The sequence below is a fragment of the Deltaproteobacteria bacterium genome, assembly GCA_020848905.1.
Lineage (GTDB): Bacteria > Myxococcota_A > Polyangia.
In genome coordinates this window covers 1-22,836 of record JADLHG010000040.1, presented here as the reverse complement: position 1 = coordinate 22,836, position 22,836 = coordinate 1, and the positions used below count along the sequence as shown (strand labels likewise).

General features: G+C 69.8%; 16 protein-coding genes. 7 read left to right on the top strand and 9 right to left on the bottom strand.

What is annotated here, in order from left to right; all coding sequences use genetic code 11:
• Window positions 1–4: 4 nt before the first annotated feature.
• Genes IT371_16430 through IT371_16420 form a run of 3 tightly spaced genes read right to left on the bottom strand, consistent with a single transcriptional unit; the run spans window position 5 to window position 3,083 of the window.
• Entirely contained in the window at window positions 5–1,171 is a 1,167-nt protein-coding gene (locus tag IT371_16430; GenBank protein ID MCC6749251.1) for an ABC transporter permease, read from the bottom strand.
• A complete protein-coding gene (locus IT371_16425) occupies window positions 1,168–1,863 on the bottom strand; it encodes an ABC transporter ATP-binding protein (protein ID MCC6749250.1) in 696 nt (231 codons plus the stop codon). The genes IT371_16430 and IT371_16425 overlap by 4 nt, the downstream gene beginning before the upstream one ends.
• Window positions 1,863–3,083, bottom strand: a complete 1,221-nt coding sequence (locus IT371_16420) for an efflux RND transporter periplasmic adaptor subunit (GenBank protein ID MCC6749249.1) — start codon at window positions 3,081–3,083, stop codon at window positions 1,863–1,865. Before IT371_16420 ends, IT371_16425 begins: the two co-directional genes overlap by 1 nt.
• Window positions 3,084–3,199: 116 nt before the next feature.
• Here IT371_16420 and IT371_16415 point away from each other — a divergent pair, with 116 nt between their 5' ends.
• The 3 genes from IT371_16415 (at window position 3,200) to IT371_16405 (ending at window position 7,348) form a co-directional block, all read left to right on the top strand.
• On the top strand, window positions 3,200–4,030 hold the full coding sequence (locus tag IT371_16415) for a TatD family hydrolase (GenBank protein ID MCC6749248.1): 831 nt from the start codon (window positions 3,200–3,202) through the stop codon (window positions 4,028–4,030).
• Window positions 4,027–4,866 (top strand): hypothetical protein, encoded by an 840-nt coding sequence (locus IT371_16410; GenBank protein ID MCC6749247.1) that lies wholly within the window; start codon window positions 4,027–4,029, stop codon window positions 4,864–4,866. Before IT371_16415 ends, IT371_16410 begins: the two co-directional genes overlap by 4 nt.
• A gap of 163 nt (window positions 4,867–5,029) precedes the next feature.
• Entirely contained in the window at window positions 5,030–7,348 is a 2,319-nt protein-coding gene (locus IT371_16405; protein ID MCC6749246.1) for a hypothetical protein, read from the top strand.
• An 8-nt stretch (window positions 7,349–7,356) separates the two neighbouring features.
• Here IT371_16405 and IT371_16400 read toward each other — a convergent pair whose 3' ends face one another.
• Together IT371_16400 and amrS are read right to left on the bottom strand one after the other, a co-directional pair.
• Window positions 7,357–9,417, bottom strand: coding sequence for a hypothetical protein (locus IT371_16400; protein MCC6749245.1), 2,061 nt, complete (start codon window positions 9,415–9,417; stop codon window positions 7,357–7,359).
• 78 nt (window positions 9,418–9,495) lie between these two features.
• Window positions 9,496–10,578 (bottom strand): AmmeMemoRadiSam system radical SAM enzyme, encoded by a 1,083-nt coding sequence (gene amrS, locus IT371_16395; protein ID MCC6749244.1) that lies wholly within the window; start codon window positions 10,576–10,578, stop codon window positions 9,496–9,498.
• Between the two features lie 272 nt (window positions 10,579–10,850).
• Between amrS and IT371_16390 the strand changes: the two genes are divergently transcribed.
• On the top strand, window positions 10,851–13,190 hold the full coding sequence (locus IT371_16390; protein MCC6749243.1) for a hypothetical protein: 2,340 nt from the start codon (window positions 10,851–10,853) through the stop codon (window positions 13,188–13,190).
• Window positions 13,191–13,240: 50 nt separating this feature from the next.
• Here the strand turns inward: IT371_16390 and IT371_16385 are convergent, their stop codons facing one another.
• The 3 genes from IT371_16385 to IT371_16375 form a co-directional block, all read right to left on the bottom strand.
• Window positions 13,241–15,460 (bottom strand): hypothetical protein, encoded by a 2,220-nt coding sequence (locus IT371_16385; protein MCC6749242.1) that lies wholly within the window; start codon window positions 15,458–15,460, stop codon window positions 13,241–13,243.
• 98 nt (window positions 15,461–15,558) lie between these two features.
• A complete protein-coding gene (locus IT371_16380; GenBank protein ID MCC6749241.1) occupies window positions 15,559–15,876 on the bottom strand; it encodes a hypothetical protein in 318 nt (105 codons plus the stop codon).
• Between the two features lie 213 nt (window positions 15,877–16,089).
• Window positions 16,090–16,404 carry a hypothetical protein gene (locus tag IT371_16375; GenBank protein ID MCC6749240.1) on the bottom strand — a complete coding sequence of 105 codons (315 nt, stop codon included), beginning with the start codon at window positions 16,402–16,404 and terminating at the stop codon, window positions 16,090–16,092.
• 121 nt (window positions 16,405–16,525) lie between these two features.
• On the opposite strand from IT371_16375, the gene IT371_16370 reads away from it, so the two are divergent.
• Genes IT371_16370 through IT371_16360 form a run of 3 tightly spaced genes read left to right on the top strand, consistent with a single transcriptional unit; the run spans window position 16,526 to window position 21,853 of the window.
• Entirely contained in the window at window positions 16,526–17,182 is a 657-nt protein-coding gene (locus IT371_16370; GenBank protein MCC6749239.1) for a hypothetical protein, read from the top strand.
• The gene (locus IT371_16365) at window positions 17,145–18,743 is read left to right on the top strand and encodes a DNA polymerase Y family protein (GenBank protein MCC6749238.1); all 1,599 of its coding nucleotides are present in this window, start codon (window positions 17,145–17,147) and stop codon (window positions 18,741–18,743) included. The genes IT371_16370 and IT371_16365 overlap by 38 nt, the downstream gene beginning before the upstream one ends.
• Before the next feature lie 5 nt (window positions 18,744–18,748).
• Window positions 18,749–21,853, top strand: coding sequence for an error-prone DNA polymerase (locus IT371_16360; GenBank protein ID MCC6749237.1), 3,105 nt, complete (start codon window positions 18,749–18,751; stop codon window positions 21,851–21,853).
• A gap of 17 nt (window positions 21,854–21,870) precedes the next feature.
• On the opposite strand, the gene IT371_16355 is transcribed toward IT371_16360, so the two are convergent.
• Window positions 21,871–22,404: a hypothetical protein gene (locus IT371_16355; protein MCC6749236.1), complete on the bottom strand. Its 534-nt coding sequence runs from the start codon at window positions 22,402–22,404 to the stop codon at window positions 21,871–21,873.
• Window positions 22,405–22,836: the final 432 nt, after the last annotated feature.

Here is a 22,836-nt window from a genome sequence, read left to right as displayed (position 1 = left end):
GCTCCTAACCGATCCGCCGGAGGGCGTCGACCACCCGCAGCCGGAAGGCTCGATACGCGGGGGGCAACGACGCCACGAGGCTGAGGAGGACCGCTAGCCCGAGGGCCAGGATGGCCGTGGAGGTCCCCACCCGCACGAAGGGGAAGAGCGCGCCCAGGTTCTCCTCGAGCCAGCGGCCGAGCCCCTTCTCGAGGAAGGGGTAGGCGATGAGCAAGCCGACTCCGCCGCCGAGCAGGCCAAGCACGACCGACTCCATCACCACCGCGCTCGCGATCTGCATCGGGGAGAAGCCGATGGCCCGGAGGACGCCGTGCTCGTTGATGCGCTCCCGGACCCCCATCGCGATGGTGTTGCCGAGCACGAGCATCATGATGGCCAGGATCACGATGGAGATGATGTCGATGGCCTTCAGCACCGTCGAGATCATCCCCAGGAAGGAGAGGTTGAAGGCCCGCTCGCTCTGGCTCAGGGTCTGGACGTCCCGCGTGTCGAAGTGCCGGTCCACCACCTGGGCCAGGTCGGCGGAGCGCGTGGGGTCGTCCACGCGGAAGACCACCCAGCCGATCTGGTCCCGCCGCGCCTCGGGGATGGACTGGTTCATGTAGTCCCAGTGGAAGAAGAAGGTGGAGCGGTCGACCGACTTGCGCGTGGCGGTGTAGATGCCGGAGATGGTGAAGGGCCAGTCGCCGGGGAAGATGCTGCCCTGAAGGGTCACGCGATCCCCCACCTTCCAGCCGAGCTTCTTGGCCAGCACGTCCCCCACGATCGCCCCCTGCCGTTCCTTCTTCCAGCCTGCGATCTGGTCGGGGGGAACCAGCATCTCGTCGTAGACCGAAAGGAACGTGTTCGTATCCACGGCCAGGGTGCCGAAGAACTCGCGCTCGTGCTTCGGGTCCTTGGCGCCGAACCAGTTGGCGAAGGTCGCCTCCTTGACCCCCTTGAGCTGGCGCACCTCGTCGATGTAGCGCTTCGGCAGGGGCATGATGAAGGTGACCTTGTGGCGCGTCACCACGCGGTCCTTCGCGGCGTGGTCGGCGGCCACGGTCCAGGCGGAGATGATGGTGCGGAGGAGCACGAAGGTCAGCACCGCGATGGCCACCCCGAGGACGGTGAGGCTGGTGCGGACCTTGTTACGAAGCAGGCTCTTCGCGGCCAGGCGTCCGAGCTTCATGAGACGAGCGTCCCCTTGTCGAGGCGCCGCGTGATCGACGCGCGCTCGGCCGCCGCCGGGTCGTGCGTCACCATCACGATCGTCTTCTTGAACTCGCGGTTCAGCTTCTCGAGCAGGGTCAGGATCTCGTCGGCGCTCTTGCGGTCGAGGTCCCCCGTCGGCTCGTCGGCCACGATGATCTTCGGGTCGTTCACGATGGCGCGGGCGATCGCCACGCGCTGCTCCTGCCCGCCGGAGAGCTGGCGGGGAAAGTGCTGCATCCGCTCCTCGAGGCCCACCACGCGCAGGGCCGTCTGCGCGCGCTGCTTGCGCTCCTTGCCCGAGAGCTTGGTGAGGAGCAGCGGCAGCTCCACGTTCTGCAGCGCCGTCAGCACCGGCACGAGGTTGTACGCCTGGAAGATGAAGCCGATGGTGCGCGAGCGCCAGGTCCCGAGGGCCGCCTCGCCGAGGTTCGTGAGGTCCTGCCCAGCCACCTCCACGCTCCCGGCGCTCGGGCGGTCGAGCCCGGCGATGAGGTTCAGCAGCGTGGTCTTCCCCGAGCCCGACGGTCCCATGAGGGCCTCGAAGGAGCCGCTCGGGATCTCGAGGTCCAGGCCGTCCAGCACCTTCACGGGCTCCTTGCCGCGCCAGTAGGTCTTCTCGACGCGTCTCAGCCGCGCGATGGCCTTCTCCTCGCTCGCCGTCTCCGCCATCACTCGCTCCTTTCCTTGACCCGCTGCCCGTCGGTGAAGCTGGGGAGCGGGTTCTTCACGACCTTCGTTCCGGCCCCGGGCCCGCGCTCGAGCACGAAGCCGCCGCCGAGAGGGGGGCCGAGGGTCACGGGCACCATTCGCAGGGCGCCGTTCTCGAGCACGAAGACCACCTTGGCCCCTTGCCGGTCGGCCACCGCGCCGCCGGGCACGACGAGCTTCGGGGGCTCCTTCATGGTCGCGGCGTCGAGCGCCCTCTCGAGCACGTTGATCCGCCCCGCCATGTCGGGGAGGACGCCCTCGGCCGCGTCCACGAACTTCACCTTCACGATCACCGTGGCCTTGGCCCGGTTCACCCGCTGGCTGAGCTCGTGCACGGCCCCTCGATAGCGCCGCGACGGAAACGCGTCGAGCACGATCTCGCAGGGGGCCTCCTTGCGCACGAGGTGCAGGCGCCCCTCGGGGACGTCGGCCTCCAGCATCAGCGTGGCGAAGTCCGCCACCTCGAGGAGCGGTGGGCTCGCCGGCCCGACGAGCTCCCCGACGGCCGGAGGCTTGGTGATCACGGTCCCGCCGATGGGCGCGAGCACGATCGCGTGGCCCAGGTTCACCTGGAGGGACGTCACCTCGGCCTGCGCCACCTTGGCCTGCGCGTCGGCGGCCTTCACCTCGCCGTCGAGCGACGTGACCCGCGCCGCGAGGTCCTGCGCCACGGCCTTGGCCGAGGCTCCCCGAGCTGCAAGGAGTCGTTCGCGGGCCAGCTGCTGCTGCGCTTCCGCCAGACGCGCGCGCGCGGTGGCGGCGGTGGCCCGGGCGGCGAGGACGCGCGACGCGGCGGCCGCGATTGCTGCCCGCTGGTCCGAGGTCTCGAGCTCGAGGAGCTTCTGCCCCGCCCGCACGAGGTCCCCTTCCCTGACCAGGACCCGCGCCACGCGCCCCTGCACCTTGGCCGAGACCTTGGAGAGCGTCTGCGGGACGACGTACCCGGTGGCCGTGAGCTGCACCTGGGCCTGCGCCGGCGAGATCAGGCTCACCTCGGTCAGCGAGACCTCGGCCTTGAAGACCTTGGATTCCACGAGCGGCAGGCCGACGAAGTAGCCCACCGCGACGAGGCCGGCCACCGCCGCGAGCGCGAGGATAAGCCGCAGTCCGCGGCCTCGGCCGGGCGCTTCCTCCCGGTTGATGCGGAGCGATGCAAGATCGGACGAGAGTTGATCGGACATGTTCCCGTTCCCGCGGAAGCGGGCATCCTACCGTCGGTGTCACCGGGCCGCAACCCGAGGGGCCGGGGCAGGGCATGCTAGGCACCGCCCCACACGCCCGCTACAATGTGCGCCCCATGATCGCCGCCGACAACCCCCTGCCTCTCGTCGACAGCCACGCGCACCTGGACGGCCCGGACTTCGCCGAGGACTTCCCTGAGGTGCTCGAGCGAGCGCGCGCCGCGGGAGTCCTCCGGATCCTGACCGTCGGCACCGAGCTCGGCACCTCGCGCGCCGCGCTGGCCCTCGCGCAGGCCCACCGCGAGCTCTACGCCGCGGTCGGGGTCCACCCGCACGAGGCGGGCAAGTTCTCGGGCGGCGACTGGCCGGCGATCCGCGCCCTGCACGGCGAGCCCAAGGTCGTGGCCGTGGGGGAGACCGGGCTCGACTATCACTACGACTTCTCGCCCCCCGAGGTGCAGCGCGCGCTCTTTCGACGGCACCTGGAGCTGGCCGGAGAGCTCCGTCGGCCCGTGGTGATCCACGTGCGCGAGGCCTTCGAGGACGCCTTCGCGCTCCTCGACGAGGTCGGCGTTCCCGGCGGAGGCGTGCTGCACTGCTTCAGCGGGGGGCGTCCGGAGGCGGAGCGGGCCCTCGGCCTGGGCCTTCACATCTCGCTGGCCGGAGTGATCACCTTCCCCAAGGCCACGGCGCTCCGCGAGGCCGCGACGTGGGTCCCCGAGGGGCGCCTGCTCGTCGAGACGGACGCGCCGTACCTCGCCCCCGTGCCGCGGCGTGGGCGACGTAACGAGCCGGCCTTGGTGGCGTACACGCTGAGGTGCCTCGCAGAGCTGCGGGGCGTGGAGCCCGGGCACCTCGCCGAGCAGACGAGCCGCAACGCGGACCGGCTCTTCGGGCTCGACCTCCACGAAGCAGAGCTCTTTGCGAGCCGCCGGAGCACCACATGACGCTGCACCAGGAGTTCGTGACCGGCCGTGTGGTTCGCCGAAGGGACCTCAACCCCAGCCTGATGATCCTCTGGATCGAGCCGCAGAGCCCGATCCCCTTCAAGCCCGGCCAGTACGTGACCCTGGGGATCGACGGCATCGAGCGCCCGTACTCGATTGCGTCGGCGCCCCACGAGCGGCTGATCGAGCTCTTCCTCGAGCTGGCGCCGACGGACCTGCAGACGCCGGACACGCTCACGGTGCGCCTCTTCCAGCTCCAGCCCGGGCACGAGGTGACTCTGCGTCCCAAGGCCAAGGGAGGCTTCCTGCTGGACCCGCACTACGACGTCCAGGTCCTCGTCTCCACGGTGACCGGCGTCGCGCCCTACGTCTCCATGCTGCGGGCCTACGCGCATCGGACCGCGGAGCATCCCGACGGCTACTACGGCCGGCGCTTCAAACGCGTCTACGTCTTTCAGGGAGCCAGCTATCAGGACGAGTTCGGCTACGCGGAGGAGCTCTCGGCCCTCGCCGAGGCGGATTTCACGATCCTCTACCGAAACACTGTGAGCCAGATTCCAGGTCTCGAGCGGGAACCCGGCAGAAATCGGGGCTGGGTGGCCGACGAGAGGCGGCACGACATCCTGCGCGTGAACCGCAACCTCCTCTGGTACTTCGGCCAGTACGGGATCCGCCCGGACGACGCGACCTGCGTCTACGTCTGCGGGCACGGCGGGATGGTCAACGACCTCACCTTCGGCTCCGCTCGCGCCGAGGCCCAGCGGGTGGGGGCCTCGCATCCGGCCGGCCAGCTGGTCCAGCTCGGCTATCACGTGCACAAAGAAACGTATTTCTGAGGCGACGCCACCCCCGGAGCGAGGGTGCGTCGATGTAGGCTAGCCTCGCCAACTTCCCTACCGCCGCGATTTTGTTCCGCTTGGCGTGCACGCGGCTGTGTACGCCGCCGGGGCCCTTCGTTATAGTGCGCGCACCCTGAGGCTGTTGACGAAAGGATGGGTGATGACGCTGCACCACGTGGTACGTCCGTTCCTTCTCGCCGCGCTGCTCACGATCCCGACCCTTCTCGCCGCGTGTGGCGGCACGAACTTCATCACCGAGGGAGAACCCGACGGAGGTGGAGGCCCGCTGACCGAGGCGGGTCAGGCCTGGCCCGAGGCCGGCTTCGGCACCTGCGCCAAGGGGGCCGATGCCGACAAGGACGGCATCCCCGACGACGTGGAAGGCTGCGGCTCGCCGGCCCGAGACACCGACAAGGACGGTATTCCAGATTACGCGGATACCGATTCGGACAACGACGCGGTGCTGGATAAGGTCGAAGGGAAGAGAGACACCGACGGGGACAAGATCCCCGACTACCGCGACGAGGACTCGGACGGGGACGGCGTCAAGGACGGAGACGAGGACCTCAACGGAGACGGGTTGCTCGGCTGCTGCCTCTCCAAGTGCGGGGAGAGTCGCCCCGGCTGTCCGACGGTGAAGTCGGGCGAGTGCGGCCCGGGTCAGACCTGCGAAGGCGGCGCGTGCAAGCCGGCGGCGGAGTTCCTCTGCGCGAACGGCGAGACCGACGCGAAGAAGGCCACCACCTTCACGGGCGGCAAGGCCGACAAGGACCTCCCCACCTTCATCTGCCGCAAGCGCGCCGAGACCAGCTACCAGGGGCTCAAGCCGATCAACTTCCACAAGTCGACGACGGGGACCTGGAAGCTGGCCCTCGAGAAGGACTCGAGCTACGGCGAGGTCACGATCGCCGGCGCCGGAGCGAACGAAGCCGGTGCGACCTTCGACCTGCCCGGGGCGACGCAGGCCGTGGCGGGCTTCATCGTCTCGCTCCCCACGAGCTCGAACGACGTCGGCGCTATCTCCAGCAAGATGATCACGGACCTCACGAGCAGGCTCCAGGGGAAGGCCAGCGTGAGCCAGGTCTCCTCGGGCTCGACGGTGACGAGCCACGACGGGTACGCCACCGTGGTCTCCACGCAGCTCGCCGTGCAGCCGTCGTCGGCCATGAACCCGCCGGCGGTGCGCGACCTGGTCCTGGGCGCGCTCGTCGGCAAGACCCTGAGCAAGCTCCCGCCGGCCACCTTCGGCCCGAGCGGAACCGAGCTCGTGCTCCGCATGCAGACCCTGCTCCGCAAGGACGGGCGCTACCTGGTGATGGGGGCCGTGGCGGCCACGCCGATGGCGCAGGAGTCGAAGAACTCGACCGGGTTTCACCTGGACGACCTGTCGAACGGGACGGGTCTCGCGACGCTCGCCGACTCCGACACCGTGGAGTGCGATCCCTTCATTCTCACGGGCACGCCGATCGCCGACATCATCTGGATCGTGGACGAGTCGGGCTCGATGGATGACAACCGCAAGGACATCGTGGCCAACGCGGCCGACTTCTTCGCGCGCGCCGTGAAGTCGGGCCTCGACTTCCGCATGGCCGTGGCGGGGATGAAGTCGCCGGCGGGCGGGCTGTGGGGCGGCGGGCCCAAGGTGGAGGTGGGCAAGTTCTGCGGCAAGCAGATGCCGGCCAAGAGCCAGTACGCGACCACCGAGGACGATGGCGGTCCCGACCGGTTTCTGCAGCCGAACGAAGAGGCGATCTTCAAGTCCTGCGTCGAGAACCCGCCGTACGAAGAGGGCGGCTCGGAATACGGGCTGGCTCACACCTACGAGGCGGTGGCGCGGCACCTGCCACGCAAGGCGGGAGACCCCTCGAAGATCCGGCCCGAGGCGACGGTCGTGATCATCGTAGCCACCGACGAGGTCCCGCAGGAGTTCAAGAGCGGCACCTCCTACAAGAGCCGCTCGGGCTTTCTCGAGTACTCGGACTACAGCCAGTGCACGCTGACGGCCGCCAAGCAGCAGAAGGCAGCCGACTACGTCCAGGCCTGGGTGAACCTCTTCACGGGCAAGGACGCCCAGTTCGGGGCCGAGGCGAAGGCCATGGTGCATCTCATCGGCGGCCTCTGCAATTCGACGGGCTGCGACAAGGAGAAGCCCGAGATGGCCCACGGCTATCTGGACCTCGTGAAGGCCACGGGCGGAACCACCGCCGACATCTGCCAGAAGAACCTGGGCGCGACGCTCCAGGCGATCATCGACTCGGTGACGGGAGCCGCGAGCCCGGCCATCCTGCAGTACAAGCCGATCAGCGCGTCGATCGCGGTGGCGCTGGACCTGAACACGATCCCGCGCAGCCGCGTGCAGGGCTTCGACTACGTGGGGGCCTCGAACAGCCTGGTCTTCGTCGGGGTGAGCGTGCCCAAGGGGAGCCAGATCGTCGCGTCCTATCGCCGCTGGGTGAAGCAGTCCTCGATCGACAAGTAGACCGTCCCTCAGGGAGCCGCGTGCCGGCCCTCTCCGCGTCGGAAGGAGCGGAGCAGGGTGGAGATGTCAATCGTGTCTCCGAGGCTGATGAGGCCTCCCGGCAGGCTGCCGTGGAACTGCCGCGTGGGCGTGACGGAGACCCAGGTGCCGTCCTTCGCGTCCTGAAAGACGCCGTTCCTCACCGCCGCGTCGCGGGCTGACCGGCTCAGGCGTCCCTCCGCCACGAGCCCGTCGGCGAAGCGCTGGATCGCGCCGAACGAGCTCGCTTGCAGCGTCGGGAGCACCGCCCAGACGTCCTTGCGTGTGCGGAGCTCGCCGCTCGGGTTCACGACCTTGTTCAGGCCGAGCTGCCGTCCACCGAGGGCCGCGAGGCCTTCGCGGCTCATGCGCTCGGAACTCCCCCGGCGCGTCACGATGAGGTCCACCTCGTAGCCGTGAATGTGCACGCGCTCGAGCGCCATCGCCTCGAGCAGGAAGCGCGCGAGCTCGTAAATGCGCTCCGGTCGTTCGGCCACCTTGCGCTCCGCCGGCTCTTCCTGGGCCGGCATGGCGAGCGGCGCGCGTCCCGGCACGAGAGGCTGGCGATCCAGGTTCCGGGCGAGCTCCCAGAGCTCGGTGGCGTTGAGCGAGATGCTGTCCACGCGGCCCTGCAGCGCCCGGAAGACCTGCGCCTCCTTGGCCGGGTCCTTGGCCTTCACGTACTGGTAGTGCACGTAGAGGTCGGGGTTCGCCGCGCGCATCACCCCGAGCTGCCAGCGCAGGCGCTGTCCGGCGCGAGCGAGCCTCTCGGGGGCGTAGCTCGTCAGGTAGTGCATCCCCGCCAGCACGAAGAGGTCGTTCGCCTTGCCGAGGGCGCCGAGCTCGGCCTTGGTCAGCCGCGGATCGAAGGTGGGCGCGAAGGAGGCCTCGGTGCTGAGGACCACGCGGCCGACCTTCGCCGAGGTGCGGCAGGGGTAGACCTTGCCGTCGATGGTGAGCTGCCGCTCGCCCATGAAGCTGCCGAAGTCGAGCCCGGCGGGCGACTGGATGATCACGTTCACCTTGGTCTTGGCCCGCGGCCCGTAGCTCAGCGGCTTGCCCGAGGCCGGATCCACGGCCAGCGGGGCCGCTCCCTCGGGGCCGCTCTCCCGCGTCACGATTCGCACGCCCGGCTCGAAGGCGTCGTTCTGGCGCCGCGACAGCCGCCCCGAGCTGTGAAAGCTCGCCACCACCTGGTGGAAGAGCTGTGCGAGGTTCGAGCCGAAGGCCGGGGCGCCGCCGGTGGCTTCCCGCACCGAGACCGCGTTTTGCCCGGTGGAGAGGGTCTGCTGCACTTCCCGGGCGAGGCGGGTCGTGACGAGGATCGGCTTCGGTTCCCCTTCCCCCGCGACCTGCTCGCGGACGAGCTCGACCATCAGGTCGTCCAGGCGGTCGACCGGGCCCTTGCCCGCCGGCCTTCCGCGGTTGATGCGCGCGAGGAGCTCGGCCTTGTTCACTCCCTGCGCGAGGAGCGCCTCTTCCATCTTGCGCATGAAGCCCGCCGAGACGGCTGTCTTCACGTCGATCATCCGCGAGAAGCCGAAGAGCACGCGGAGGGGCTCGGCCTGCATCCCTTGGGCGCGGGCGAAGCGACGCATCACGTGGTGTACGAGCGCCGTCGTGTTGCGCGGGTCGGCCTGCTGAGCCAGCCGCAGCTCCTCGGCGACGATCGCGCGCCGCAGGGCGGCCACCTCGCGGCGGCTCGTCGGCACCTGGTTCCTCGAGAGCAGGTGCAGCTCGCGGGCGTGCTCGACGAGCTCGTCGGCGGCCGGGGTCGCGAGCCAGGTGGCGGTGCGCTCGGGCAGGCGCGCGCGGAGGGCCTCGAGGAGTCGCCGGGCTGCGGACGGGAGGCGGCGCTGGGGCGGGCGGCTCTGGTCAGGCTGGCTACCGGGTACGCCAGCTCGGTCACGCGGGCTCGCCTGCCACGGGGGCGCGGCGCGGCGGACTCCGAACGGGTTACTTCCTGTGGTCTTGTCCCGATCGGGTGCCGCGCTGACCGCTCCCGTAAACACGAGGAGCACCGCCAGCGCGGCGACGGAGCGCACGCGCATGCAAGAAGGTTTTGCACGATACATGCCCGGGGCGGCGGGGCCGTGCGATCTCCGGCCGCGGGATTTCCGGCCGCAGGCCTAGGCGTCGCTGTGGAAGCGGACCGGCTGGCGGCGCGCCCCCCAGGCTCCGGGTCGCGCCGCGAAGCGACCCGGCAGCGCGCGGGAGCATTTCTGGCACCGCCCCTCGTCGGTGAGAGCCCAGGTGCCGAGGGTGTAGCCGCTGCGCTCGATCAGTAGCGCGCCGCAGCCGGCGCAATAGGTGCTCTGGCCCTCGCGGTCGAGGACGTTCCCCGTGTAGACGTGCTTCAGCCCGGCCGAGAGCGCCTGCCGTCGCGCGCGGAAGAGGGTCGAGGGGGGCGTGGGCGGCAGGTCGAGCATCTTGAAGTCGGGATGAAACGCGGTGAAGTGCAGCGGCACCTCGTCGCCGAGCTCGCGCACGAACCAGTCGCAGAGCTTGGCCACTTCCTCCTCGGAGTCGTTCTGCCCCGGGATGAGCAGGGTCGTGACCTCGAACCAGACCTGCGTCTCGCGGCGCAGGTAGCTGAGCGTGTCCAGGATCGGGGCGAGCTCGGCGAAGCAGAGCTTCTCGTAGAAGGTCTCGGTGAAGGCCTTCAGGTCCACGTTCGCCGCGTCCATGTGCGCGTAGAACTCGCCGCGCGCCTCGGGCGTGATGTACCCCGACGTGACGGCGACGGTCTTGATGCCCCGCTCGTGGCAGGCCTTGGCCGTGTCGATGGCGTACTCGGCGAAGATCACCGGATCGTTGTAGGTGAAGGCCACGCTGCGGCACCCCTGCTCGACGGCGGCGGCGGCGATGAGCTCGGGCGAGGCGTACTGGCTCAGGATCTCCACCTCGCGCGCCTTGGAGATGTCCCAGTTCTGGCAGAAGCGGCAGCCCAGGTTGCAGCCGGCGGTGCCGAAGGAGAGCACCGCGCTCCCCGGGTAGAAGTGATTGAGCGGCTTCTTCTCGATCGGGTCGATGCAGAACCCGGTCGAGCGCCCGTAGGTGGTGAGGATCATCTGCCCCCCCACGTTCTGGCGCACGAAGCAGAAGGCTCGCTGCCCGTCCTTCACCTTGCAGTGGCGCGGGCAGAGGTTGCAGACGATCCGCTCCTCGTCCAGGCGCTCCCACCACCGACCCACATATGGCGCGTCTCGCATGCGGGAAGTGTAGTCCCAAGCCGCGACGGGTCCAGGCGCGACCGGGCCCCGGCGGCGTGGGCCGTCGCGTCGGCCCCGGTCGGAGCCGCCGCACCGATTCCGCTGCAGTGGCCGGAGCAGTGGCCGGGCCGCGAGACACCAGACGACTCCAGCTGCCGCCGCGGCGCGTAAACGTCTACGTGATTTCAGCTATTTGTGGCGAGAGGGGCGGGGCGATTCGCGGCACGAAACTTGATCTCATAACTATGGACCCAGCAGTGCCCGGAGGCCCCATGAAGAAGTTCCTCCCGCGATGGCCAACCCTCTTCCTCGGAGTCCTGGGGTGCTGGTCGGCGTGCGGGATGGTGGACGAGGCAGCGGAGGACGAGCTCGCGGGAGCCGAACGGGCCCCCTTCGCCAACAAGTCCCTCGACGTGGTGGCCCAGGTCTCGAGCGACGGGCTGCGCTTCATCGGCCAGGAGCTGAAGAACCTCGTCCCGAAGAACGTCACTTTTCCGGATTCGAACCTCCAGGCGACCTGTCTGGACGTGACCTTCGCGAAGATTCAAGGCGAGGTGACCCAGACCCACGGCGTGACGCTCTCGAGCGTCCCGGGCAAGCTCTCCGCCACGCTGAACGCCGACGTGAAGGGGAGCCTGCAGATCACGGCCAAGCCCTGCATCGGGCCTACGATCAGCTGCAAGGTGGTCTTCAACGTCGTGAAGGCCGGCGTGACCGGGACCTTCGTGCCCGCGCTCGAGGGGGGGAAGATCCGGATGAAGGACACCCAGGTGGCCTTCGACATCCGACCCGACAACACCCAGATCACCGTGCCCGACTGCGGCGTGGTGAGCAGCATCGCCGACTTCGTCATCCCGAAGGCCAAGCAGCAGATCATCGACGGCGTCGGAAACCTCCTCAAGGGGATGGCGCTGCAGAGCGTGCCGGCCGAGGTGGAGAAGGCGCTTGGCAACGTGACGAGCTACTCCGGCAAGGACGACATGTACTCGGTGAACGCCACGCTCTCCGACGTGGCGGCCATGCAGACCGGGCTTTCGGTGGGCGTGGACCTGGCTCTGGACGGGCTGCGCACGGCCAAGTGCTTCACGGCGGTGATGCCGACCTTGCCCGCACCGAGCGGGACCCCGGCCTTCGCCTGGCAAGGCGAGGAACTCGGGGTGGCCCTCTCCGAGAAGACCATCGCGGACGCGATCCTCGCCATGTGGAGGGCGGGGGACTTCTGCATGCGCAAGGACCAGCAGAAGGCCAACGGCATGACCGACGACCAGAACCGGTCGATCGGGGCGCTCCTCGGCTTTCGCATCACCACGGTTCCGCAGATGGAGGTGCACGCCCACAAGCCGCCCACGGTGAAGCTCTACGCCGGCACCACGACGCGGGTGGAGGTCAAGCTGACCGACTACACGATCACCATCGAGGGCGAGGGCCCGAACGGCGCGACCACGCTGACGGGGAAGGTGGACGTGATGGTGAGCCTGCGGCTCGAGCTGGATCCGGTGACCGGAGCGCTCATCCAGCGGCTGAACGAGATCAAGATGAGCAACCTGCGACTCACGGCCACCGATCCCACCGGGCTCGTGATGGACGCCGAGAAGGTGCTCCGGTTCTCCGAGTCCGTGGCGCCGATGGTCGTGGAGCCGGCGCTGGACCGCCGCGTGGTGCTCCCCCAGGTGGTTCGGCAGGAGGGCGGCTTTCTCGATCCCTACTACCTGTACATCGCGCGGACGGGCTCGGCCGGCGACTACGCGCTCCTCTACGGCCGCTTCTTCAAGAAGCCCGTGAGCGACACGCTGGCGCCGACCACGACGCTCAGCAAGCAGCCGCCGAAGCTCACCACCGAGGGGACGATCCGGTTCGAGGCCCTCGGAACCGACGACAAGACGCCGGGACCCTTGCTCCGCTATAGCTGGAGCACCGACGGAAAATCCTGGAGCAAGGCCGAGTACGACCGCAGCCACTCCTGGGACTTCAAGGACGGCAAGTACACGGTGCAGGTCAAGGCGGTGGACCTGAACGGCAACGAGGACAAGACGCCCACGACCTACGACTTCGAGGTGGACGGCAAGCCGCCGACGCTCGCTGTGACGCAGCAGCCGCCTTCGACGCTGAAGGCGACCCAGACGATCGTCACGGTGAAGGCCGAGGACGACCGGTCGCCCGCCGACAAGATCGGGCTGCAGGCGAAGGTGGAGTTCACGCCGGCCGGTGAGACGACCATCCGCACGCTGAACGAGGGTGCGGCGGTAAAGGGGCTCACCGAGGTGAAGCTCGACCTCCCCGGGGACGGCGACTACCGCGTGACGCTCGTGGCCGTGGACGAGGCGGGAAACCTGTCCAAGACCGAGTACGTGACCTTCCGGGTGGAGGGGCTCGGGCCCGCCACGCCGCAGCCGACGCAGCCTGCGCCCACGAAGCCGGAGCCGCCGAAGACGCAGCCGCCGAAGGCGCAGCCGCCGGTGCAAGAGGAGCCCGAGCCCGCGCCCGGGGTCGTGGCCGGTTGCAGCGCGGCGCCCGTCTCCGGGACGGCCTCGCCCTCCGCCGGATCTACTGGCGCGCTGCTCTTCCTCGGTCTGGCGCTGCTCGCGCTGCGACGGCTGCGTCGCGCGCGCTGACACGCTGGGCGGACGTCAGCCCACGTACGAGGCCGACGGCCGCCGGCGCATCAGGGCAGCTTCCGATGCACGATGGTGCCGTAGGCGCCGACGGCGAAGATCTCGTTGCCCACGGGGTAAAACGCCGTCTCCGGGCGCCAGCTGGGCCAGGTCGGGATGTCGTTCGGATAGTGCCGCCCGCCCCACCAGATGTCGTTCGGTCCCTGGGTGATGCAGAAGCTCGGCCCAGTGCCCGAGGGAGGGCTGGCGAAGGTGCGCGAGCTCCAGTTCGTGCCGTCGAAGACCAGCATGGTGCCGTTGTCTCCCACCACGACGAGGTTGTTCGTGCCGCTGTTGCAGATCGCCGTGAGGTTCGACTGGCCGCGTGGCGGCTGCAGCGTGGACCAGGCCTGCCCGTCGAAGCGCACGATGCGATTGTAGGAGAGGAAGTAGACCTCCTTCGGCCCGAAGCCCGTGATGCCGACGAAGGTGTCGTTGTAGTTGGGCGCGAGCTGGGTCCAGGCCTTTCCATCGTAGTGCGTGATCAAACCGCCGCTCCCGGCAGCGTAGATATCGGTCGGACTGCTGCCCCAGACGGCAAGAACCGTCTTGTTCACCAGGGGGAGCCGTCGGACCGAACTGCTATCGGCGATGTAGATGTCATCGGTGCTCCGGTACTCGTGGTATGGCCAGAACACGGTGGCACCCGCTCCGGCATCATTCATACGGAGGTCCACGGTCTGCCCGACTGGGGCGACGTACCCGCTCGACATGGCCGTCCACCGGGTGCCGTCGTAGCGGACTACCGTGCCCTGCGCGCTCACGGCGAAGATGCTGCTACGGCTGGAGGCTCGGATGACCTGCAGATCCTGCGCCGTGATGCCCCGGCGGAGGTGCGTCCACTTCGACCCGTCGTAGCGGTAGACGCCGCTGTAGAAGCCGCCAGACGTCGAGAGGGCGTAGAGATTCTGAGGGCCCGTCCCCCACGCGTGTACGAAGTAGGTCTCGGCCGTGGGCGAGGGGAGCCATTTCACGGAGCTGCCATTGAAGATGCCGCCGCCGAGGACTAGGGCCTCGGTTGCCGTCAGACTCCCCAGAAACCGGGTCACGCCCTCGACCGTCGTCGGCATCCAGGTCACGCCGTTGTAGTGCCACAGGCGCGTTGGTGTCGGGGGTCCACGGTGTCCGACGGCATAGATGTCGTTGGCGCTCTTGCCCCAGAGAGAACCGAAGCCGTCGGAGGTTGACACCTTCACGGTGGACCAGGCCGTTCCGTCGAATCGTTCGAGCTCGCCGTTCGAGAGACCTCCCGCCCAGAGATCCGTACCCGACGAGCCCCACACCTCTTTGAGAGTCTTCCCGAGGTTCCCAGGAACTCCGGCCCACGTCGTGCCGTCGTAGCGGTGCAAGGCGGGGATGGCTTCCCAGCACTGCGACGGGTTCGTGGGGTAGTCGCATCGCCGGCTGTCGCCGCGCACGAAGACGTCGTTGTTCGAGAACCCAAAGATCTGGACGAGGCCGCTGCCGACACTGCTCGTGGATAGGGACGATCCATCGTAGGTGAGGACTCGACCCTGACGGTCGGTAAAGAAGAGCTTGCCGGACCCGGCCCAGACGTCCGTGAGCTCGTACGTTGCTGCTCGCTGCAGCAGCTTCCAGACTCCATCGTACTTGAGGAGCCATGTGTTTTCTGTGGGGCCGCCCTGCGCACGAGTACCGACGTACACATCCGAGGCGGAGAGACCCGCAATGATCTCCTCGCTGGCAACAGGTGGCGTCGGATGCATCCAGCACCATCCGTTGCTCGTGCAGAGCTCCGGCTGCGTTGGTGGCGGCGAGCCGTCAGGGGAGACGCCGGCCTCGCGTGGTGCGGCGTCGTGCGCACTGGCGTCGAGGGGCGAAGCAGCGTCGAGTGGCAGCGAAGCGTCAGGGCTCGCGAGATCGCGAGGCGGGGCGTCGGTAGGCACGGCGTCGCGCCCGAGTGCATCCCGCGGACCGCCGTCCGAGGCGCGCACGTCGGGGAGCGCGCCGTCGTGGATGGGCGCATCTTGAACTGACCGGTCGGCAGGGGCGCCGTCGCCCAGGTGCCCATCGGGCCGCTGCCCGTCTCCGGGGTTTCCGTCGGCGCGCGGCCCATCGCCCGGCGTGAGGTCCGCGGCCGCGACGGCGTCGCGACCCGGCGACCCGTCTCTCGAATCGCAACCGCCGCCAAGGAGCGCGAGGCCGAGCACCGCGAACACGCCTGCCGGCGCTCCGTGGCGACGCAGGTTCGGGGCGAAGTTGCGTGCCATGTTGATTTCTCGCCTATGGTCACGAGCGTACGCATCGACGCTCGATCGAAGTCCACGCACGAGGCGCAGGCCGCCACGGGTGGTCCAGCTCCGGCCCGCTACGCGGGGACGCCGTTCACCCAGCGGTCGAAGAGCTCTCGTGCGAGTTCGCGCCAGAGGATCAGGTTGTCCGCACCTCCCGGCCAGAGTCCGGACGCTGCCCAACCGATGACGTGCGAGACGTGTCCGTTGTAGGGTCCAACGCCGCTACCCCCCACCTTGAGACCCACGTGGAACTGAGCGCTGTTGGCGATCGACTGGCTGGTCGGGGTGGCCGGCCCTACGAGCTGTCCGTTGACGAAGAGCGCCTGCGCGTTGGAGGACGCCTCGCTCGGGTCCACACAGGCCATCAGCAGATACCGAAGAGCTGGCCACATGGTCCCCCGCGATCGTCGGCGCCAGGGATACGAACGACGACTGACGATCTTTGTCGCTACTGTAGCACTCGGATGGTTAGATTCAAGGCGTGATCTTCCCGATGAGGGCCTGTTCGGGGCCGGCCGCGTCGGCCGCGCTCCGGGCAACTTCCGCGCGTCGAGTGAGCTGCGGTGAGGCTTCTGCGTGGTGCACGCAGCCGGCGCCTTGCTCGATTACGCCGACAGCACGCGGCGGGCCGCTTCGTCGCGCATCGCCGCGCGCTTCGCGAGCAGCCGCCTGCGGACCGCCAGGATCAGGCTCAGCAGGGCGCAGGCCCAGGCCGCGACGCGCGTGTACCAGTAGGCCGGCACGTGCCCCACCGTGAAGCCCGGCGCGAAGAGCACGAGCCCGAACGAGATGGAGAGCAGGAGAAAGACCAGCGCCACCAGGCCATAGCGGGCCTGGCGCCGCTTCACCGTGAGCCAGGTGAAGGGGACGAGGTGCACGAGGAAGAGGACGAGCAGGCTCCAGGCCATCCAGCGCGGCATGGCCTACTCATTCCATAACGGAGGCGGATCGTCCATCGCCGACGCGCGATTTCCATCGGCGCTGTAGGCGCTTGCCCGGGCGTCCTTGACAGGGGGAGGGAGATCGGGGATAGCTGAACATATGTTCAGTCACGCCCGGGTTCGACGGGCCTCGCAGGAAGAGTCGCCAAGTGGGCTGAAGAGCGAGCTCGAGGCGCTCGACCGCTTGCTCCCCGGGCAGGGGCTCCCGCGCGGACGGCTGAGCGAGCTCTCTGGCCCCTGGTCGAGCGGAAAGCGGAGCCTGGCGGCGGCCTGGTGCGGGGCCGCGCTCGGGCGGGGGGAGCTCGCGATCTGGGTCGATGCGCTCGGGGGATTTTATCCCTTGCCGGCGCTCGAGGGTGGCGCGCCCTTCGAGGCGCTGGTGGTGGTGCGCCCGCCGCGGGTGACGCGCCAGCGCGAGCTGCCCGGCCTTCGCGCCGCGGATCTGCTCCTCGGGGGAGGGTGTTCCATCGCGCTGCTCGTGCTCGATGTGCCGGTGAGCCGCGGCGTGCAGCCGCGACAGCTTTCGCGTTTGCAGCACGGCGCCGAGCGGAGCGGGGCCGCGGTGCTCTTCGTCACCGAGAAGGCCGCGGGCGCGGCGTCGCTCGGCACGCAGGTGAGCCTGCACCTCGCGGTGGAGCGACGGGAGGGCTGGCGGCTCCAGGTCGCGCTCTGCAAGAGCAAGCTCGGGCCCACGGAACGGACGGCGCGGGTGGAGCTCCATGATCCGCACGGCCTGCATCTGGATCCCACGCTTTGAGCTCGCGGCCCGGCTGCGGGAGTCGCCGGAGCTGCGTGGGCAACCGGTGATCCTGGCCGACGCGGCGGCGACGCGCGCGCGGGTGCTCGAGGCCACGCCCGAGGCAGAGGCCGCGGGTTTGCAGCCGGGGCTCTCCATGGTCACGGCCCGGGCCCTGTGCCCCGAGGCGGTGATCGTGCCACCGGATGCGGCCTTTCTGCGCGCCGCGCGCAAGGAGGTGCTCGCGGCGCTCTACGCCTTCGCCGAGGGGGTGGGGCGGGACGAGCAGGGGGCCTTCTTCCTCTCGCTCGCGGGGTGCGAGCGGCTGCACCCCGACGAGAAGGTGCTCGGCGAGAAGCTCGCGCGAACGGTGCGGGCTCTGGGCTACGAGGGGCGCGTGGCCATCGCCGGCAGCGCGCTGGCCGCCTGGTCGGTGGCGCGCGCGGGGGCGGAGGGGGCACCGGCGACGGTCATTCCTCCGGGCGAGGATCGCGCGAGCCTGGCCGCGCTCCCGCTCGAGGCCTTGCCCATGCCCGAGGGGATGGCGCGGCTGCTGGGCCTCCTCGGGATCGAGGCGGTGGGCGGGCTCGAGCGCCTTCCGCCGGGGGCTTTGGCCCTGCGCTTCGGCAAGGCCGGGCTCGAGCTGGAGGAGCAGGCGCGCGGAAGCACGACCTCGCGCTTTCGCGTGGAAGAGCCGGTCCAGGTCGAGGAGGTGCTCCAGGAGCTGGACGAGCCGCTCGAGGAGCTAGAGGCGCTGCTCTTCGTCGGCAAGAGCGTGCTCGATCGACTTTTGACCCAGGTGGCGCGCAGCCGTCGCGTGGTGGTGACGCTCGAGCTCACGCTTCGGCTGGCGATCTATTCGCGGCGGTCGCACGAGGCGCACGAGCCGCACGAGGGGCATGCCGGTGCGGGCCTGCCCGAGCTCACGCACCGCCTTCGCCCCGCGCGTCCGACGCTGAACAGCCGCACGCTCCTCGAGCTCCTGCGGCTCTGGCTCTCGTCGCAGGAGCTTCCGGCGCCGGTGGCAGCGTTCGGCTTGCGGGCGGTGGAGGTGGGCTGCGCGAGCGCCCGGCAGCTCGATCTTTTCGCGCGGCAGCAGGAGCACGACCGCGAGGCCCTGGCCACGATCTGCAGCCGTCTCGTCGCCACGTTCGGCCGGGAGGCGGTGGTGCGCCCGCGCCTCGTCGAGCGCCATCTGCCGGAGGCGCGACTTTCCTGGATGCCGCTCGAGGGGACGGAGCTGGCCTCTCTCGCGTCGCCGCGTCGTGCGTGGCAGGAAGAGCGCCCTGCCGCGGCTCCGGCGGCGTTTCCGGTGCTTTGCCTGATCGAACCGCCCCGCCCCGTGACCTTCGAGGGGGCGCGCATCGACCTTTCGTCCGTCGCGGAGGAGGGGCCGGCGCGAGCGGCTCGCGGTCGCCATTTGCAGCGCGTGGTGGCGCGCGAGGGCCCGTATCGGCTGCAGGGCGAGTGGTGGGCCACGGGCTTCGAGCGGGAGTACTGGCTCGTGCGAACCGCGGAGGGAGCCGTGCTCTGGCTCTTCCGGAGCCAGGGCGAGTGGCACGTGCAGGCCTACGTGGATTGACGCCCATGGCCTACGCCGAGCTGCACTGTCGGTCGAACTTCAGCTTTCTCGAGGGGGCCTCGCATCCCGAGGAGCTGGTCGCGCGGGCCACCGAGCTCGGGCTTTCGGCCCTGGCGATCACCGACCTCTCCGGGCTCTACGGGGTGGTGCGGGCCCACGCCGCGCAGAGGGAGCTCGGCGAGGGGGCCGTGCGGCTCCTCTACGGCAGCGAGCTCGCGCTCTCGGTGGGGGAGGAGACGGACGCGCTCCTTTTGCTCGCGCGGAGTCGCGAGGGCTACGCGACGCTCTCCGAGCTCGTCAGCCGGGGAAGGCTGCGCGCCGAGAAGGGGGCCTTCCACCTGACGCGGGACGAGGTGCTGGCCACGGGGGGCAAGGAGCTCTTCGTGCTCGCGGGAGGTCCGCGCAGCCAGCTCTTGCGGCTCTTCAAGAAGGGGGCCCGGGCCGGCGCCGCGCGGCTCCTCGGGGAGCTCCGGGAGGCCTTCGGCGACGCGCTGGTGCTCGAGCTGACCCGCCACCTGCGCCCGGGGGATATAGAACGATCGGTCGCTTTGCAGGCGCTCGGCCAGAGCCTCGGCGTGCCGAGCGTGGCCACCAACGACGTGCACTTTCACGACCGGCGCCGCAAGCCGGTGCACGACGTGCTGAGCTGCATCCGGCTGGGGTGCGCGCTCGCCGCGGCCGGGCGGCGGCTGCTGCCCAACGCGGAGCGCTGTCTGAAATCCCCCGCGGAGCTGGCGACGCTCTTCGTCGACCTGCCGGGCGTGGTGGAGCGGAGCGTCGAGCTCGCACACGCCTGCCGCTTTCGCCTGGACGAGATGGGCTACGACTACCCGCGCGAGTGGGTCCCCGAGGGGCAGAGCGCGGAGGGCTACCTCGGGCAGCTCGCGCGGGAGGGCCTGATCGACCGGCTCGGCGTGGGGCGTGCGCGGGAGCTCGCCCCGCAATTAGAACGGGAGCTCTCTATCATCGCCCAGCTCGACTACGCCGGCTACTTCCTCACCATGTGGGAGGTCGTGACCTACTGCGCGCGGGAGGGGATCCTCTGCCAGGGCCGAGGCTCGGCGGCCAACTCGCTGGTCTGCTTCGCGCTCCGCATCACCTCGGTCTCGCCGGATCAGATCGACATGCTCTTCGAGCGCTTCCTCTCGCTCGAGCGGCACGAACCCCCGGACATCGACCTGGACATCGAGCACGACCGGCGCGAGCAGGTGCTCCAGCACGTCTACGGCAAGTACGGCCGTGAGCGGGCGGCGATGGTGGCCGAGGTGATTCGCTACCGGCATCGCTCTGCCGTGCGGGACGTGGGCAAGGCGCTCGGGCTCCCCGAGCAGACGCTCCTGCGCTTCAGCCGCTTCGTGAGCCACGGCTTCGGCCAGGCCGGCGGCGACGCGGCCCGCGCGGCGGGACTCGACGCGGCGGGGCGTACCGTGCGTCAGCTCCTCGCCCTCTCCGAGCAGCTCCTCGATTTTCCGCGACACCTCTCGATCCACGTGGGGGGCTTCGTGCTCTCGAGCGAGCCGCTCTGCCGTATCGTGCCCCTCGAGAACGCGCGCATGCCGAACCGCACGGTGATCGCCTGGGACAAGGACGACCTCGACGAGCTCCGCATCTTCAAGGTGGACCTGCTCGGGCTCGGCATGCTGAACGTGATCGCGCGGGCCTTCGCGCTGATCGAGGCCGAGCACGGCAGGCGCTTCGAGCTCGGCACGATCCCTCCGGACGACGCCGCGACCTACGAGATGATCCAGCGCGCCGATACGGTGGGGGTGTTCCAGATCGAGTCGCGGGCCCAGATGGGGATGCTCCCGCGGCTCAAGCCGCGCTGCTTCTACGACCTGGTGATCGAGGTGGCGCTGGTGCGGCCGGGGCCGATCCAGGGGGGGATGGTGCACCCCTACCTCCGGCGGCGGCGCGGCGAGGAGCGGGTGGAGTACCCGCACCCGAGCCTGCGTCCCATTCTAGAAAAGACGCTCGGAATCCCCATCTTCCAGGAGCAGGTGATGCGCATGGCGGTGGCGGTGGGAGGCTACAGCCCGGGGGAGGCGGACCAGCTCCGGCGGGACATGGCCGCCTGGCGCAAGCACGGGCGCATGGAGCGGCATCAGGAGCGGCTGCGCGCGGCGATGCGGGAGCGCGGGATCGACGAGGACTATATTCGCCGCATCCTGCAGCAGCTCGAGGGCTTCGCCTCCTACGGCTTCCCCGAATCGCACGCCGCGGCCTTCGCGCACCTGGTCTACGTCTCGTCCTACCTCAAGCGCCACTACCCGGCGGAGTTCGCGGTGGCGCTGATCAACGCCCAGCCGATGGGCTTCTATCACGTCTCGACGATCGTGAGCGACGCGCACCGCCACGGGGTGGCGATTCGCGGCGTGGACGTGCAGAGGAGCGCGCTCGAGGCCACGCTCGAGGAGCGGGCGCTGCGCCTCGGCCTCGCCTCGGTGCGGGGGCTCGGGGACGAGGTGGCCCGCCGCATCGTCGCCGAGCGGGGGCGGGCGGGGAGCTTCGCCTCGGTGGCGGAGCTCGCGAGGCGCGTGGAGCTGAATCGTCGACAGCTCGTGAGCCTGGCGCTCGCGGGAGCGCTCGGGAGCCTGGGCGGCGACCGGCGGCAGGCGCTCTGGCAGGCGCTGGCCCTCGGCGGGAGCGACCTCGTGGCGAACCTGCCCCCCGAGGAGGCGCGGGTCGCCTTCGGGCCGCTCTCCGCGGGCGCCGTGCTGCGGCTCGATTACCTCCACGCCGACAGCTTCCTCGAGCGGCACCCGCTCGAGCTCTATCGGAGCGCGCTCGCGAAGAGCGGGGTGACGCGCCAGGCGGATCTCGACAGCTTGCGTCCCGGGGCGCCGGTGCGCGTAGCGGGGCTCGTGATCGTGCGCCAGCGCCCGACGGGGCCGGATGGGGCGGTCTTCATGGCGCTCGAGGACGAGACGGGGCTGATGGACATCGTCTTGCGGCCGAAGATCTTCGAGCGGCATCGCACGCTGATCTGCCTGGCCGAGCTGCTCTTCGTGCGGGGGCGCCTCCAGGCCGACGGGGACGCGCGGAGCATCCTGGCCGAGGAGCTTCAGCCGATCGAGTACGCCTGCGGCTTTCGCTCGCGCGATTTCCGGTGAGCCGTGGGAAAGGGGGGCTACTTCTTCGCGCGGGCGATGTTATGGAGGGCTAGCTGCGTGGCGAGATCCCGCAGTTTGGAGGGCACGTTGGCGGGATTCTGCATCCCGGCCATGCCGACCACCCCGAGGCGTGCCTTGGCCCGCTCCTGGTCCCCCTTGGCGGCGGCGCGCGCCATCATCCAGGTCGCTGGCCCCAGAAAAAGGGCCGACAGGAGCGGCGATTCCTTGGCCGGGCCGGCCATGAGGCCGTAGGTGCCGATGGCGGCGAAGACCACCGCGGCGCCGGTGACGACGCGGTTGTGGAGCGTGCTCATCTTGTCGGCCAGGTCTCCCATGCCGCCCGCACCGCCCCAGGGGATGGTGCGCCCGGCCCTGCGGCTGTCCTTCACCCAGCGCCCGAACTCCTTGTTGAAGGCCCGTCGCGTGGCCCACTCGCTCCCGATGGCCTTCACCTTGGCGACGAAGGTCTCAGCCGAGGCGTTCGGGGTCGCGAGACTGAAGCTGGTGGCCAGGGCGACGGCGGTAAGAGCTGGAAGCAGTCGGGGACGCATGGAGCGACTCCTTTCGTTCAGGGAACCGAGTTGGTTGTGCCCGCCCTTTGTGCACGCGACATGCCGTGGGGTCCGGTGGTCCAGGGCGCCGAGAAGGCCGCAAGATCACGTGTCTCGTCGACGCGGCGGGGGCCCCGGGCGTCTATCAAATTCGGCGAGCGGACAGGCCGTGGCGGCCGCGTTCGCCACCTCGGGCGGTCGAGTTCTCGGAGATGGGGGTATGGAGGGGGCGGCGCGTCGGGCAAGCGCCCCCTCGCGCACCGCCCCGCAGTCGTCGCGCGCCGTGGAGATGTGGGAGGGGTGGGGCCGAGGAGGCCGTGGGGAGAGGAGGCAGGGGGACCTGCGAGAGGCGCGACGTGCGGGGCTGCGGACCTCCGGCGACAGCGCCCTGGCGGGCGCTGCTGCCTACGGACGCTGCGCTCGGGGGCCTTG

What these genes read in the sequence shown, in the direction of transcription:
- IT371_16430 (MCC6749251.1), bottom strand. Translation starts at nt 1,171, where the DNA reads ATGAAGCTCGGACGCCTGGCCGCGAAGAGCCTGCTTCGTAACAAGGTC.
- IT371_16425 (MCC6749250.1), bottom strand. Translation starts at nt 1,863, where the DNA reads ATGGCGGAGACGGCGAGCGAGGAGAAGGCCATCGCGCGGCTGAGACGC.
- IT371_16420 (MCC6749249.1), bottom strand. Translation starts at nt 3,083, where the DNA reads ATGTCCGATCAACTCTCGTCCGATCTTGCATCGCTCCGCATCAACCGG.
- IT371_16415 (MCC6749248.1), top strand. Translation starts at nt 3,200, where the DNA reads ATGATCGCCGCCGACAACCCCCTGCCTCTCGTCGACAGCCACGCGCAC.
- IT371_16410 (MCC6749247.1), top strand. Translation starts at nt 4,027, where the DNA reads ATGACGCTGCACCAGGAGTTCGTGACCGGCCGTGTGGTTCGCCGAAGG.
- IT371_16405 (MCC6749246.1), top strand. Translation starts at nt 5,030, where the DNA reads ATGACGCTGCACCACGTGGTACGTCCGTTCCTTCTCGCCGCGCTGCTC.
- IT371_16400 (MCC6749245.1), bottom strand. Translation starts at nt 9,417, where the DNA reads ATGCGCGTGCGCTCCGTCGCCGCGCTGGCGGTGCTCCTCGTGTTTACG.
- amrS (MCC6749244.1), bottom strand. Translation starts at nt 10,578, where the DNA reads ATGCGAGACGCGCCATATGTGGGTCGGTGGTGGGAGCGCCTGGACGAG.
- IT371_16390 (MCC6749243.1), top strand. Translation starts at nt 10,851, where the DNA reads ATGAAGAAGTTCCTCCCGCGATGGCCAACCCTCTTCCTCGGAGTCCTG.
- IT371_16385 (MCC6749242.1), bottom strand. Translation starts at nt 15,460, where the DNA reads ATGGCACGCAACTTCGCCCCGAACCTGCGTCGCCACGGAGCGCCGGCA.
- IT371_16380 (MCC6749241.1), bottom strand. Translation starts at nt 15,876, where the DNA reads ATGTGGCCAGCTCTTCGGTATCTGCTGATGGCCTGTGTGGACCCGAGC.
- IT371_16375 (MCC6749240.1), bottom strand. Translation starts at nt 16,404, where the DNA reads ATGCCGCGCTGGATGGCCTGGAGCCTGCTCGTCCTCTTCCTCGTGCAC.
- IT371_16370 (MCC6749239.1), top strand. Translation starts at nt 16,526, where the DNA reads ATGTTCAGTCACGCCCGGGTTCGACGGGCCTCGCAGGAAGAGTCGCCA.
- IT371_16365 (MCC6749238.1), top strand. Translation starts at nt 17,145, where the DNA reads ATGATCCGCACGGCCTGCATCTGGATCCCACGCTTTGAGCTCGCGGCC.
- IT371_16360 (MCC6749237.1), top strand. Translation starts at nt 18,749, where the DNA reads ATGGCCTACGCCGAGCTGCACTGTCGGTCGAACTTCAGCTTTCTCGAG.
- IT371_16355 (MCC6749236.1), bottom strand. Translation starts at nt 22,404, where the DNA reads ATGCGTCCCCGACTGCTTCCAGCTCTTACCGCCGTCGCCCTGGCCACC.